Source organism: Pseudomonas putida (assembly GCF_016406145.1).
Classification (GTDB): domain Bacteria; phylum Pseudomonadota; class Gammaproteobacteria; order Pseudomonadales; family Pseudomonadaceae; genus Aquipseudomonas; species Aquipseudomonas putida_E.
Map to the genome: position 1 here is coordinate 2,801,654 of NZ_CP066306.1, position 14,566 is coordinate 2,816,219.

The 14,566-nt window shown below is 52.6% G+C and carries 7 protein-coding genes and 6 pseudogenes; all 13 read left to right on the forward strand.

The window, feature by feature from the left end:
• Nucleotide 1 precedes the first annotated feature (1 nt).
• The gene (locus JET17_RS12795; protein WP_012314380.1) at nucleotides 2-4,237 is read left to right on the forward strand and encodes an RHS repeat-associated core domain-containing protein; all 4,236 of its coding nucleotides are present in this window, start codon (nucleotides 2-4) and stop codon (nucleotides 4,235-4,237) included.
• Between the two features lie 8 nt (nucleotides 4,238-4,245).
• Nucleotides 4,246-5,031, forward strand: coding sequence for a hypothetical protein (locus JET17_RS12800; protein ID WP_012314381.1), 786 nt, complete (start codon nucleotides 4,246-4,248; stop codon nucleotides 5,029-5,031).
• A gap of 252 nt (nucleotides 5,032-5,283) precedes the next feature.
• Nucleotides 5,284-7,068: pseudogene (locus JET17_RS12805) on the forward strand (RHS repeat-associated core domain-containing protein).
• Nucleotides 7,068-7,661: an SMI1/KNR4 family protein gene (locus tag JET17_RS12810; RefSeq protein ID WP_012314382.1), complete on the forward strand. Its 594-nt coding sequence runs from the start codon at nucleotides 7,068-7,070 to the stop codon at nucleotides 7,659-7,661. Before JET17_RS12805 ends, JET17_RS12810 begins: the two are co-directional and overlap by 1 nt.
• A 284-nt stretch (nucleotides 7,662-7,945) precedes the next feature.
• Nucleotides 7,946-9,416 (forward strand): annotated as a pseudogene (locus JET17_RS12815) (RHS repeat-associated core domain-containing protein); the annotation flags it as partial.
• Between the two features lie 375 nt (nucleotides 9,417-9,791).
• Entirely contained in the window at nucleotides 9,792-10,301 is a 510-nt protein-coding gene (locus JET17_RS12825; RefSeq protein ID WP_012314384.1) for a DUF4303 domain-containing protein, read from the forward strand.
• Between the two features lie 335 nt (nucleotides 10,302-10,636).
• Nucleotides 10,637-10,723, forward strand: a pseudogene (locus tag JET17_RS12830) (RHS domain-containing protein); the annotation flags it as partial.
• A gap of 12 nt (nucleotides 10,724-10,735) precedes the next feature.
• Nucleotides 10,736-11,266, forward strand: a complete 531-nt coding sequence (locus JET17_RS12835; RefSeq protein WP_012314385.1) for a DUF4303 domain-containing protein — start codon at nucleotides 10,736-10,738, stop codon at nucleotides 11,264-11,266.
• 185 nt (nucleotides 11,267-11,451) lie between these two features.
• Nucleotides 11,452-12,375: pseudogene (locus JET17_RS27235) on the forward strand (type IV secretion protein Rhs); the annotation flags it as partial.
• Between the two features lie 316 nt (nucleotides 12,376-12,691).
• On the forward strand, nucleotides 12,692-13,102 hold the full coding sequence (locus JET17_RS12845) for an immunity 22 family protein (RefSeq protein ID WP_012314387.1): 411 nt from the start codon (nucleotides 12,692-12,694) through the stop codon (nucleotides 13,100-13,102).
• 199 nt (nucleotides 13,103-13,301) lie between these two features.
• A pseudogene (locus JET17_RS27775) lies at nucleotides 13,302-13,641 on the forward strand (hypothetical protein); the annotation flags it as partial.
• 110 nt (nucleotides 13,642-13,751) lie between these two features.
• Nucleotides 13,752-14,363: a hypothetical protein gene (locus JET17_RS27780; protein ID WP_012314388.1), complete on the forward strand. Its 612-nt coding sequence runs from the start codon at nucleotides 13,752-13,754 to the stop codon at nucleotides 14,361-14,363.
• Nucleotides 14,345-14,564, forward strand: a pseudogene (locus tag JET17_RS27245) (RHS repeat-associated core domain-containing protein); the annotation flags it as partial. The gene JET17_RS27780 and the pseudogene JET17_RS27245, both read left to right, overlap by 19 nt.
• Between the last annotated feature and the right edge of the window lie 2 nt (nucleotides 14,565-14,566).

A 14,566-nucleotide genomic window follows, 5' to 3' on the forward strand; every position in this document is an offset into this window, starting at 1 on the left:
CATGTTTGAAGCAGCGCGGTGGGGTGATGAGATCGAACACACTGGCGCCCTGGCTGGGTTTCTTGCCGGTGCGGTAATTGGGCTGGCGATCGCGACGGCCGCAGCCTTCACGATTTGCACGGCTGGCCTTGGCGGTTTTTTGCTGGGCGCGGCTATTGGCCTGGGCGCAGGCCTGCTGCCAATGCTGGGGGAGAAATTCGGGTCAATGTTCAGCTCACCGGCTGGGCAGATCGAGTTAGCCGGGTGTTCGACCAACGTTTTCATCAACAATCGCAATGCTGCTCATGCTGAACTGAGCACTGCTAAATGCGACAAGCATCCACCTCCGGTGCTGGTGGCTGAAGGGTCTTCGAATGTCTTCATCAACGGTGTAGCGGCGTCGCGCAAAGGCGACAAGCTCACCTGCGGGGCAAAGATCTCCGGCGGCTCGAACAACGTCTTCATCGGCGGTGGTACCCAGCGCTATCTGCCGGTAGACGAAGAAATCCCGGAATGGCTGCGTGTCACCGTCGATGTGCTGATGATCGCGGCTTCAATGGGCCGGTCGATACTCGCGGTTGGCCGTTTGGGGTTACAGGCAGGCCTCAAGGCTGCCGGCCCCTGTGCCTTGCAGACGGGCGCGACGATCGCAGGCAGCTACCTTGCCGGGCGCTTCATCGTTGGCCCGGCCATAGAACGTGCGATCGGCGGTTTCGCCGGTAATCCTGTAGATATGACGACTGGCCGCAAATTGCTGGCCAATGAAACGGATTTCGTCCTGCCAGGGATGATGCCAATCGAGTGGTCACGCTTCTACGCCAGCGACCTGGCTATCGACAGCGTGCTGGGCCAAGGCTGGGTGCTGCCTTGGGAGCAAAGCCTGCGCCGTAGCGGCGGCTTCGTGTATCACGCCGACAACCAGGGGCGCAGCGTTCCGTTCATTGACCTTGAGCCGGGCGAAAGCATCTACAACCCGAACGAGAAAATCCATCTGGTCCGCACCGTAGGCGGCCACTACCTGCTGCAGACCCTGGACAATGTGTTCTTCTATTTCGGTGAGGTACCGGACGACAACACCGCCGTACCGCTGTACCGCCTGGAAAATGCGCTGGGTCACTACCTGCATTTCACCCGTGATGCCGATCAGCGCCTGACCGATATCAGCGCGCCCGGCAGTGTGCGGGTGCACCTGCATTACGAGCACCCCCTCGGTCGCCTGACCGAAGTCAAACGCATCGTCGACCAGCAAGCCGTGGAAACCCTGGTGCGCTACCGCTATGACGACAGCGGCCAACTGACTGAAGTCATCAACCGTAACGGTGATTCGGTCCGACAGTTCCATTACGCCGAAGGCCTGATGGTTCGCCACAGCAATGCCCTTGGCCTGATCTGCGAATACCGGTGGCAAACCCAGAACGACAAACCCCGCGTTGTCGAACACTGGACCAGTGACGGCGAGCATTACCATTTCCGCTACGACTTCGCCCAGCGCACGAGCTGGGCAACCGATGTGCTGGGCCGAGAGCTGGAGATTCACTACAACGAAGACCACCGCGTCGTCGCCAGCCGCGACTTTGGCGGCGAGCGCTACGGCATGGAGTTCGATGCGTTCGGCAACATCATTGGCTTCACCTTGCCGGACGGCAATCGCCTTGGGCTCAAGTACGATGACTTTGGCAGGCTCGTCGAGGAAACCGATCCACTGGGCCGCAAGATCAGCTACAAACACCACCTCGCCACGCCACTGGTAACTGAAACCCGCTTCCCCGATGGCAGCATCTGGAAGTCTCGTTACGACGGCAAGGGCAATCTGATTGCCGAGATCGACCCACTTGGCCACAAGACCGAGTACCTCAACGGTGAGGATGGCCTGCCGCACACGATCATCGATGCGAACTTCAAGTCCAAGTACTTGTGGTGGAACACCTACGCCCAGGTCGAGCGCTTTGAAGACTGCTCGGGCAAGAGCACGTATTACCGCTACGACGAGCGTCAGCACCTGATAGCCGTCACCGACGCGCTGAACCAGACCACCACGCTGGAGCGCAAGCCGGATGGTGAAGTGCTGCGCATCCACCACCCGGACGGTACAGCAGAGAGCTTCACCTACAACACCCTTGGCCAAGTGCTCACCCACACCGACGGCAAAGGCCAGACCACACGGCTGCAGCGTACGTCGCGCGGTTTGCCCAGCAGCCGCCAGGATGCCAAAGGGCAGTGGGTTCGCTACGAGTACGACAAAGCGCTGCGCCTGACCGCCCTGGTCAACGAGAACAGCGCAGCCTACCGCTTTGCCTATGACGCCTCGGACCGCCTGAGTGAAGAAGTGCGGGTGGACAACCTGACCCGGCGCTTCAGTTATGACGCTGGCGGCAATCTGGTTCGCCTGGACGAAATCGGCTATGGCGAAAACGGCGAGCGCCCGGAGCGCGATACCGTATTTGAGCGCGATGCGATTGGCCGCTTGCTGGCCAAGGTCAACCGCGATGCACGCCAGGATTTCGAGTACGACGAGGCCGACCGGCTGCTGAGCATTCAGCGCACGCCGAGCAGTTTGGGCAAACAGTTGGGCATCACGGGTGAAAAGCTGAGTTACCGCTACGACCTGCTGGGACGCTTGACGCAGGAACTGACCCCAAGCGGAGCACTGGATTATGAGTACGACCCGCTGAGCAACCTGACCACACTGACCCTGCCAGACGGGCGCAAGGTCAACCACCTGTACTACGGCAGCGGCCATCTGCACCAGCTGAACCTGGACGGCCAGGTCATCAGCGACATGGAACGCGATGACCTGCACCGCGAGGTGTACCGCACGCAGGGCAAGCTCACCAGTTGCTTTGGGTACGACGCCATGGGGCGCAAGGCTTGGCAGTTTGCTTCGACCCTGCCGGCTGAAAAGCTGTCGCAAGTGCAGAACCCCGGCATCAACACCTCACTGCTGGTGGAGCACGCTTACAACCCGATTCACCGTCGCTACCAGTACGACCCGGCGGGCGAATTGGTACGCACGCTGGACAAGCTGCGCGGCGAGATCAAGTACGAGTACGAAGCCAACGGCCAGTTGCACAGCCGCGATACTGGTTCCCTCGTAGGCAGCGAAGAGTTCCGCTATGACCCGGCGGCCAACAGGCTCGACTTCAACGCTCGGCAGTTTGAGAAGGTGAAGGACAACCGCATCAAGCGTTGGCGCGATCAGGAGTACCGCTACGATCCGTGGGGCAATTTGATTGAGAAGCGCTCGGGGCACAGCAAGTTGCAGAGCTTCAGCTATGACTGCGAGAACCGGCTGGTTCGGGCGGAGACGCTGGTCAACGGCAAGCTGGAAAGTACGGGCGCTTATCGCTATGACAGCCTGGGGCGGCGGATTGCCAAGCAGTCGGAGATTAACGGCACCACGGAGCAGAAGCGTTTTCTGTGGCAAGGGCTAAGGATGTTGCGTGAGGAGACGCCGGGGCAGAGCATTCTGTATCTCTATGAGCCGGGTAGCTATGCGCCGTTGGCGCGGGTGGATCAGGCGGAAGGGGATGAGCAGAAGATCTACTATTTCCATACTGACCAGATTGGTACGCCGCTGGAGCTGACTGATAGCGAGGGTAAGATTGTTTGGCAGGCGACGTATCGTTCGTGGGGCGCGATTGAGCAGCTAACGGTCAACGAGATTGACCAAAATTTACGGTTCCAGGGCCAGTACTTTGATCGCGAGACGTCGCTTCATTACAATACGCTAAGATATTACGACCCTGACGTTGGTAGATTCATTGGTCCAGATCCCATTGGCTTGCGCGGCGGTGTAAATCTTTTTAGATACAATGTAAATCCGATTTATTGGATTGATCCAACGGGGCTCGCCCCATGTCAAGTGCGAGTTGTTAATAACACAAAGATTCATGGTCGTGGACAGGTAGACGGAACCCCTGGGCATGATCAGTTTTCAGAAGCGATCGCTAATAAATTGGCTATGAGCGGAAGGTTCTCGGATGTGTACTTAAATCGTTCATATAGCTTCGCAAATGGGCGAGGCGTCTCAGCTCGACGTCCAGATGTCATGGCTGTTGATGTGAACGGAAAGGTCCATGCGATCGAACTTGCCTCTAAGACGGATATGGGCAGAAAGCTTCCCACGCTTACTACGCGTAATGAAACTGCAATGAGTAATTTACCTCTTAGTAAGCAAGGCGAGGTTTTGGTGTTAGAGCATCCATATAGTGCTTCTGACATGAAGTCTTTGCTTGATGATTTGATTTCTGGAATATAGGTGGGTATATGTCTGTTGCGTTGGCTTTGTACGGTGTTGAAGACGTTAATCCTAAGTTGGCCCTTAAATTTGCTAAGCACTTTTTTGCTTGCATCAACCTGTCGATTACGGGTGCGGGTTATTATACATATTTGAGAGAAGGGGATCATGTTGGCGATCACGATCTTGTAGCTGTGGAATTGACCGAACTTGAGGCGAGAGTGAATAACGGTACAGTTACTGCGTTTAGGATATACAACGAGGCATCAGGTGCTATCCCATGGTTTGCATCCTTTGGTTATTCTACGAATGATTTTGGCAGCTTCTATCACTTTGATGGCCAATGCTCTGAGGGTTCTGTGGGGCTAGAGAGCCTGATAAAGTTTGTTAAAGATATCAGTGCTGATGTTGTAGTGCCTTATGGAATTATCTATAATTGCGAAAAAGTAAGTAAGGCATTTAGTTACGCTGCTGGTAATAATATGGTGGCGATATATCCGTATGAGAATTCATCTGCATTTAAAAGGGAAGTGCCTGGTAGATTTCAGGGGCGAGAGCGCTATAAGGAGGATTTATTGAGGATGGTTTATCCCGTTAATATATTAAGTAGCCGACATTTGGAGGCGGACGTTGAGGGGGTGGTGCTGAGAGATTGGATTGGTGAGAGTGGCGGGCGAGGATCACTCGAGCCATTAACCTCCTCGACTTGGCTGTGGTACGTTGAGGCCGATCAGCTTCAAAACGTAAATAAGTCTCTAGGCGAGGCCGGTATCCTAATTTCATGGAAAAAACCGGATGTCAAAAAGCGTTTTTGATTTTTATTTCGAGCAATATTTTTGCGAAAGGTACTGCCTGGGCCAGTTATTTGCTCGCAGAGCCTAGTTATATGCTTTGCCTATGACGCATTGGACCGCCTGATTGAAGAAGTGCGGGTCGACAACCTGACCCGACGCTTCAGCTATGACACAGGCGGCCATCTGACCCGGCTGGACGGAATTGGCTACGGCGAGAACGGTGAGCAGCCGCAACGCGAAACGCTGTTCGAGCGCGACCCCATTGGCCGGCTGATGGCCAAGCTCAACCGTGATGCCCGTCAGGATTATGCATACGACGAAGTAGACCGGTTGTTGAGCATTGAGCGACACCCAACCAGCATCGGTAAGCAGCTGGGCATCGCCGAAGAAAAGCTGGAGTACAGCTATGACCTGCTGGGCCGACTGACCCAGGAAATCACACCGCAAGGCGTACTCGGCTACGAATACGACCCACTGAGCAACCTGACCACGCTGACCTTGCCGGACGGGCGCAAGGTCAACCAACTGCACTACGGCAGCGGGCACCTGCACCAGCTGAACCTGGACGGCCAGGTCATCAGCGACTTGGAACGCGATGACCTGCACCGCGAGGTGTACCGCACGCAGGGCAAGCTCACCAGTTGCTTTGGCTACGACGCCATGGGGCGCAAGGCGTGGCAGTTTGCTTCGACGCTGCCTGCAGAGAAGCTGTCGCAAGTGCAGAACCCGGGCATCAACACCTCACTGCTGGTGGAGCACGCTTACAACCCGATTCACCGTCGCTACCAGTACGATCCGGCAGGTGAACTGGTACGCACCCTCGACAAATTGCGTGGCGAAATCAAGTACGAATACGAAGCCAACGGCCAGTTGCACAGCCGCGATACTGGTTCCCTCATAGGCAGCGAAGAGTTCCGCTATGACCCGGCGGCCAACAGGCTCGACTTCAACGCTCGGCAGTTTGAGAAGGTGAAGGACAACCGCATCAAGCGTTGGCGCGATCAGGAGTACCGCTACGATCCGTGGGGCAACCTGATCGAGAAGCGCTCGGGGCATAGCAAGTTGTAGAGCTTTAGCTATGACTGCGAGAACCGGCTGGTTCGGGCGGAGACGCTGGTCAACGGCAAGCTGGAAAGTACGGGCGCTTATCGCTATGACAGCCTGGGGCGACGGATTGCCAAAACCGCTGAAATCGAAGGCGCGACGGAGCAGAAGCATTTCCTCTGGCAAGGGCTGAGGATGCTGCGCGAGGAGACGCCGGGGCAGAGCATTCTGTATCTCTATGAGCCGGGTAGCTATGCGCCGTTGGCGCGGGTTGACCAGGCGGAAGGGGAAGAGCAGAAGGTCTACTACTTCCACACTGACCAGATTGGTACGCCGCTGGAGCTGACGGATAGCGAGGGTGAGGTTGTTTGGCAAGCGACGTATCGTTCGTGGGGAGCGATCGAGCAGCTGACGATCAATGAGGTCGAGCAGAATCTGCGATTCCAAGGGCAGTATCAAGATGATGAGACAGGGCTGCACTACAACACGTTCCGTTATTACGATCCCTTGGTGGGGCGCTTTGTTACGCTAGACCCGATAGGTATAGATGGTGGGCTCAATCTGTATCGGTACGTCCCGAATCCAACTAGCTGGGTGGATCCGTGGGGCTGGGCTTGCAATAGGCCTGGCGGATACAAAGCTGGTGACGTTGATGCTCACGGCAATTTATCACCTCAAGTGAACAGGGCTGTGGGTAATAAGAATATTGCTGCGGATGATTTCGTGCAGTCACACCACTTTATCCAGCATGAATGGGCTAAGCTCAATGTAAAAGGATATAAGAGGAATAGTGCGCCAGCAATTCTGCTCAAAAGTAGCTCTGGCGAGTCGCATGCTATGATCTCTGCCATGCAGCGGGCAAGGCGCAAGTCGTTAGGCTTTAGCGGTACATTAAGGGACGAATTCAATGTTGCGTACAAGGAGATGATCGACGCTGGGGTCCTTCCGGATGCTGCGAAACGGGCAGCGGCTAAATCATATAAATATTACGAAGCTTTGGGAGCATTTAACTGATGGTTATTTTTACTGAGCGTCACGGGGCTGCTTCTGCTGCGAGCATTGAAGCTTTGCGTAATGCTCTTGGTATCTCCAATAGGGCATGGATTGTTGACTTCTGGAGAAAAAGTGATGGAGCACTCTTGAATGATCAGGTCTTGATTTATTCCGTTAGCGATATTGAAGAGCGCAATAATACATTTGAAGTCGAAGATAATTTTAAAGGAATGATTGCCGTTGGAGATGATTCTGGTGGCCGATTAATACTAATAAATAAATGTGGGGAGGGGGATTTTTTTCTTGTGGATTCAGGGAGCACGACTCTGGACGGATGTGACCGATTCGAAACTATCGAAAAGCTTTTAGATTATATTGAGGAGGATGAGGGAGAGGTCGCGACAGCTGGTTTAGGTGACATCTTCAGTAAGGGAAGCTGCAAGCCAAGCATTGAAGAAGTTGTTGATATAAAGAAAATGCTAGGGCTAAATTATTCGATTGTGCAGCTAAAGGCTATGTTGGGTGAATCTGGGCAGGTTGTAATGAAATCTGTTTACGCTCAGAAATACCAAGAGGCCCTAAAAAGATTTTCGCATATTATTGAATTTAGGTAATTTTACGATTCTAAGTAGTGAGTTGCTTCATGGTCGAAATTGACGCCGTTGGCCCTCAGGTCGCATAATCTTTTATTGTAAAAGATGGCCCTGTCCATTTGGTCGCTTACGGTAGTGCTCTTCAATTTGCTGATTTATAGTCTGAATTTGCTCATTAAATGGAATTTTTAAGGGAGGCGTTGCTGGTTGGACCCACACTGCGCATTTCTCAGCTGAATGACACTCCTGCTCCAGATGATTTCGTATATGATTGAATAAGTCCGCTGCACTACGTAGACAGCCCCCGCCTAGACGAAATCGGCTAAGGCGAAAGCGGTGAGCGCCCAGAGCGGCACAAGCTGTTCAAGCATGATGCCATTGGCTGGTTGCTGGCCAAGGTCAATCGCGATGCCGGGCAAGCCTTCGAGTACGACGATGCCGACCGGGTGCTGAATATCCAGCGCCTGCCGACCAGCACGGGTAAACAATTGGGCATCACGGATGAAAATCTGAGTGACCGCTACGAGCTGCTGGGACGGCTGACCCAGGAACTCACCCCGAGCGGTGTAGTGGATTATAAGTACGAAGCGCGCAGCAACCTGATCACGCTGATCCTGCCTGACGGGCGCAAGGTCAACCATCTGTACTACGGCAGCGGCCATCTGCACCAGCTGAACCTGGACGGCCAGGTCATCAGCGACATGGAGCGCGATGACCTGCACCGCGAGGTGTACCGCACGCAGGGCAAGCTCACCAGTTGCTTTGGCTACGACGCCATGGGGCGCAAGGCTTGGCAGTTTGCGTCGACCCTGCCGGCGGAAAAGCTGTCGCAAGTGCAGAACCCCGGCATCAACACCTCACTGCTGGTGGAGCACGCTTACAACCCGATTCACCGTCGCTACCAGTACGACCCGGCGGGCGAATTGGTACGCACGCTGGACAAGCTGCGCGGCGAGATCAAGTACGAGTACGAAGCCAACGGCCAGTTGCACAGCCGCGATACTGGTTCCCTCGTAGGCAGCGAAGAGTTCCGCTATGACCCGGCGGCCAACAGGCTCGACTTCAACGCTCGGCAGTTTGAGAAGGTGAAGGACAACCGCATCAAGCGTTGGCGCGATCAGGAGTACCGCTACGATCCGTGGGGCAACCTGATCGAGAAGCGCTCGGGGCATAGCAAGCTGCAGAACTTTGCCTATGACTGCGAGAACCGGCTGGTTCGGGCGGAGACGCTGGTCAACGGCAAGCTGGAAAGTACGGGCGCTTATCGCTATGACAGCCTGGGGCGGCGGATTGCCAAAACCGCTGAAATCGGCGGCACCTCGGAACAAAAGCGCTTCCTCTGGCAAGGGCTGAGGATGCTGCGTGAGGAGACGCCTGGGCAGAGTATTCTGTATTTCTATGAGCCGGGCAGCTATGCACCGTTGGCTCGTGTTGATCAGGCGGAGGGCCAAGAGCAGAAGGTCTACTACTTCCACACCGATCAGATCGGCACGCCCCTTGAAATGAGCAATAGTGAGGGTGAGATCGTTTGGCAGGCGACGTATCGTTCGTGGGGGGCGATTGAGAGCCTTGCTGTTAATGAGATTGAGCAAAATCTGCGATTCCAAGGTCAGTATTTTGATTACGACACAGGACTTCATTACAACACGTTACGGTACTATGACCCTGAAGTTGGTAAGTTTTTAACGCAAGATCCAATCGGTTTATATGGTGGCTGGAACCTTTATGAGTATACAGTCAATCCATTCACCTGGGTGGATCCCTTGGGCCTCTGCGCCGATACTGTCAAGTGGGGTAATCACTCTGAAGCATTGGTGGAGGTGAACCCACTAAAGGAATGGTCAGGCCGCATGCCCATCACATTGTGTTCAAGAATGGTAAAAGCAAAGAGATGCGAGCTATTCTTGATAAGAGTAAGGAAATTCTGGAAAGACATGATATTGATTGGTACAAGGGTAAAGAGAACTTGGTTTGGGCGCCCAATACTGGGCACTCAACTGCCAACGCGAGAAAAGTATACGAGGCTTTGGCTAAGGCCGATGCCGGTGGCGCAGGGTCCAGAGATAGCGTAGTCGCAGCTTTAAGAAAAATCGGCCAGCATTTCGCGGACGGTACGATTGATTTATTGCCATAGATGATGAAGGTGAGTATATGGACTGCAAGGATTTGAAAGAAAAAATTAAGGCGGCTACGATTGCCGCTATTAATAGAATGACTAATGAGTTTTCGGGTCATGAAGTTTGTGCGTTTGCTCTTTACTCGGACACAGATGCTCGTACTTTAGCCCCCTCCTTTAATCTGAAGAGCAATTTGGAAGCAATGCAGTCGAGTGATCCAGATGATGCTATATATTATAAGTGGGCGCCAGCGGAGTGGAGCCATGAAGCTTATGCTGCTGAATTGTTTGATGGAATTTCTGAGGAGTTAGCAAGCCTGAGCGATTCCGTAAGTCCAGAGCAAGATTTTGAAGCTCATTGTGAAGGTGTTTTTCAAATGTGCGTAGACGTGTTGGATGAGGTGCGTGCTACGCATTTGTCCGGTAAAATTGTAGTCTTTGCGGTTTCCGATATGGTTAGGCCAGACTGGGAGTGCAAGTGGATTGCCCAGTTGAACTCGGCGGAGGAGGCCAAGAAGTTCGAGATTTGGATAAATGATCTCTGACGGTTCAAATTTTTATTTAAGCCGTATAATTCAATGTTCTTGGTTTCTGGGTGGTGTTTAGATTAGCGCCCTGTTACAAGATTTGGCGTCATCGATCAAATCAGTTCCACTTTCCATAATGTGTATGTTCTACAGGCCGAATCTAGATCATGCTCTTTAAAATAGGAGATGATATCTATGGGGCGGTAACCGCCCCAATTTATTGAGATCCATTTAAATCTGCAGTAGGGGTTATGTCGCTGCCATTGCCGCGCTTGAGGTTATCCAAAGCTACGCTTAGTTAGAGAACGAGATTTTCTGTGGCGAAGACGGCCTGCCGCATACCATCATCGATGTCCGATCAGATCGGCACGCCCCTAGAAATGAGCAATAGCGAGGGTGAGATTGTCTGGCAGTCGACGTATCGCTCGTGGGGTACTTTGTAGGAGTGGATGATGAACTGGACGGAATTTGAAGGCAAAATTACGCCGCTTGTCAAACAAGCTTTGGATGCGTTGCAGAGGACGCACTCTGACGAGAGATTTTACGCATTTTCTCTTTATACTGACAGCAGTGCAATGACTATTGCCGTTGCAGGCAGCTCTCTCGAAGCGTTGGATCTAAAAGTTCAGAAAGAAGATGAGGAGGATCGCGAGGATTCAGTCTCGTATTTCAAGTGGGCTACTTCGGAGTGGGTGTACGAGGGCTGGCGTAGAGATCTGTTTAAAAATGCTTGTAAGGAGTTGAGAGAGGACAGTGAGCGTACTGATATCTCGACCTTCAGGGAGGGGCTTTATTCTGCCATGGCACGAGTTTTAAGTTCGTTGCGAGAGACAGGCTTCTTTCAGAGCTTCTTGGCGACAGAACCTATTTTGTTTGTTAGCGTTACCGATGATAATGCTGCTGAAGAGCTTGAAGATAGAACGGCTTGCAGGCTTAATTCTTTGGATGTTTATGAAGAGTTTTCAAGCAGGTATGAAGCTTGATCATGTTTTCGTGAGCGTTAGATGATCGGCAGTAAGATGGACTAAAATTTGAGCGATTATAATTGTCGGTCATTCAAAAGTTAAGGTTTATATGTTATGGTTTTGATGTGTGGTTGGAGTGACGCGTAAAAGGTAGCACGGGTTTTGTTCATTAAAATTGAGGGATGAGACATAGAAGTGGCTGCCAACGTTGTCTCAGCCACTTCTTGCGTTTTCTCGCCACCGGCGGCACCCGCGTACACCTACAGTACGACAACCTGCTGGGCCGGCTGACCGACATCAAGCGGGTGGTCGACAACCTGGCCGTCGAAACGCTGACCCAGTACCGCTACGACGAACACGGCCAGCTAAGTGCCGTGATCAACCGCAACGGCGACACCGTGCGCAGCTTCAGCTACGCAGACGGCGTAATGGCAAGCCACAGCAATGCCCTGGGCCTGACCTGCCATTATCGTTGGGAAACCCTCGACGGCCAGCCCCGCGTGGTCGAGCACTGGACCAGCGACGGCGAACACTTCCATTTCCGCTACGACTTCGCCCAGCGCATCAGCTGGGCCACGGACGTACTCGGCCGCGAGTTGGAGGTGCAGTACAACGCCGACCACCGCGTTTTTGCCAGCCACTACGGCGGCGAGCGCTACGCCATCGCGCTGGACGACTACGGCAACATGTTCGGCCTGACCCTGCCGGACGGCAACCAGTTGCACTTCAAGTACGACGAATACGCCCGCCTGCTCGAAGAGACCGACCCGCTGGGCCGCACCATCGCCTACGAATACCACCACCTGACCACCCTGGTAACCAAGGTCACCTACCCGGACGGCAGCACCTGGCAGGCGCGCTACGACGACAAGGGCAACCTGCTCGCCGAAACCGATGCCCTGGGCCACCTGACCGAGTACCTCAATGGCGAAGATGGTTTGCCGCATACCATCATCGATGCAAGCTACAAGTCCAAGTACCTGTGGTGGAACACCCTGGCCCAGGTCGAACGCTATCAGGACTGTTCGGGTTAAAACACCTATTACCGCTACGACGACCGCCAGCACCTGGTGGCCGTGACGGATGCGGCGCACCAGACCACCACGCTGGAACGCAAGACGGACGGGGGTAGAGGATGTACTTCGAAAACCTGGTAGTAAGCATGAGATGTTTCCTGTCTCAATTGCCTCGAAAGCGAAGGAACTTGGAATCACTGCTCAAGAGCTAAAGAGATGACTGTGCCTACAAAAAATATCACTTTCGTAGGCTATTACTAATAGGCACGGGAATCTTGTACCGGATGGCCCGCACCATGGAAGTAGTGCAGAAAGGAAGTTTCATAGTAAGCTGATTAAAGACTTGGTTAAAACGCAGAGTAAAGTTGAGACGCTAAGCGTAATTGGCGTTCATCATCGTAATCATATGAGATTGGGAGCTTGCTAAGTGGATATTTATGATATCGAGAGATATGAAAAAATCCATGTATGGGTTGGGAGTAATTTTGAGTCGGAAGCTGATTACTTGAAGTATTTCGAGTTGGATTATTCCGTAGGTATAGATGATCCTTCATACAAAATGTGCGGTTTCTGCAAGGATGTCGGTATCCGATGGTATGATGAGGACTTTATCGGAATAATTCCGAGGAGTCCTCAGGAAGTTGGTTTGGATGAGATAATCAAGGACTCTTCGGTTGATCCTAGTGAACTAGACAGGCTGAAGGCTATCTGCCTTAGCAAAGGTATTAATAACGCAAACGCTATTTTTTGGTACTCAGATGGTGGGATTGTAGTATCTGAGCCCTTAAAGAAAAGTTATAACGGGTTGGTATATATAGGGCTTTTTGAGGGGAATTGATGGTAGGATTTTTGGATCAAGCTTAGTATTTGCTTCTCATGGAGCTGTTTGATCTGCGTGAGGATGCTGTTATTTCTTAAAAGTATGGATCGGAATTAGGTTGCTGTCATATATGGGCAGCAACTTTTACGTCTAATGGTTTCTGAGAAATGGCACTTTAGTGAGTGCTCGCGATGTTAAGCCACCGACCTCATCTCCCACCGACAAACAGGGACGTGGTGCCGTTCGTGACCCTGCAGCCGGGCGAACGCATCTACAACCCGCACGAGCAGGTGTACCTGGTGTGCACCGAGGGCGGCTGCACCCGCGTGCACCTGCATTACTAACATCCGCTGGGCCGGCTGGCCGACATCAAGCGGGTGGTGAACAACGAAGCGGTCGAAACCCTGGCTCAATACCGTTACGACGAACACGGCCAGCTCAGCACGGTGATCATCCGCAACGGCGACACCGTGCGCAGCTTCAGCTACGCCGACGACGTAATGGCAAGCCACAGCAATGCCCTGGGCCTGACCTGCCATTACCGTTGGGAAACCCTCGACGGCCCCTGGTTTTGGGTGTTAAAAATATTCAAAGCTCGGCGAGCTCCGGGCTTCAAAACGGGCTGTTTAAGACCGGTCCATCTACTTTTAGGTTGCTGTGAGTTCTTATGAAAGAATTTTATGTGCTCAGTGCTGCGGAAGGCGACGATGTTCCGCTTTTCTTTGATGAGATGTGGGTCCCGGAATTACCGGAGTTCAATCAAGTAATTGCAAACCCTGATGTATTGGATTTTTCAAGCTCCTATGAAATGAAAGCTGACTTGAATAAGCTTCACGTAGATGTGATATTTGAGCAGTATCTCGCGTCATCGGAATTCATTCGAATGTGCGAAAATTTTCATTGTAATTCTCTGACCATTCCTGTGATGATTTCGCTTCGCGGTTCTGCGAAGCCTAAAAAGGATTATAGATTTTTCTGCGTCCTTAGTAGATGTTCATTGCTAGATGTTGATCGATCTACTTTTGAATTGGTGGATGACGGAGTTTTGTGCCCAGAAAGCGAGCGCCAACATATGTCGCCATTGTATGCTCGAATAGATAAGTTTTTCCCGAGATCAGATGTAGAGTATGATTTATTCTACTGTGAGGAATTGAAGCAAATGGTCTGTTCTTCTGTGTTTAGAGAGGCATACCTAAGAAATAGTTTCATCGGGCTCTATTTTGAGAAAATTGATGAGGGATTTGTATATGCTCCGTGGGGGGGGCGATTGAGCAGCTGACGATTAATGAGGTTGAGCAGAATCCGCGCTTTCAAGGGCAATATTTCGATAGCGAAACGACGCTGCACTACAACAACTTCAGATATTATGACCGCTGTTGCGGGGCATTTTAATACTCAGGACCCAATCGGATTAATTGGGAGGCTGAATTTATATTTATACGCACCAAATCCAATAAAATGGATAGACCCGCTGGGCTGGTA

What these genes read in the sequence shown, in the direction of transcription:
- JET17_RS12795 (WP_012314380.1), top strand. Translation starts at nt 2, where the DNA reads ATGTTTGAAGCAGCGCGGTGGGGTGATGAGATCGAACACACTGGCGCC.
- JET17_RS12800 (WP_012314381.1), top strand. Translation starts at nt 4,246, where the DNA reads ATGTCTGTTGCGTTGGCTTTGTACGGTGTTGAAGACGTTAATCCTAAG.
- JET17_RS12810 (WP_012314382.1), top strand. Translation starts at nt 7,068, where the DNA reads ATGGTTATTTTTACTGAGCGTCACGGGGCTGCTTCTGCTGCGAGCATT.
- JET17_RS12825 (WP_012314384.1), top strand. Translation starts at nt 9,792, where the DNA reads ATGGACTGCAAGGATTTGAAAGAAAAAATTAAGGCGGCTACGATTGCC.
- JET17_RS12835 (WP_012314385.1), top strand. Translation starts at nt 10,736, where the DNA reads ATGAACTGGACGGAATTTGAAGGCAAAATTACGCCGCTTGTCAAACAA.
- JET17_RS27780 (WP_012314388.1), top strand. Translation starts at nt 13,752, where the DNA reads ATGAAAGAATTTTATGTGCTCAGTGCTGCGGAAGGCGACGATGTTCCG.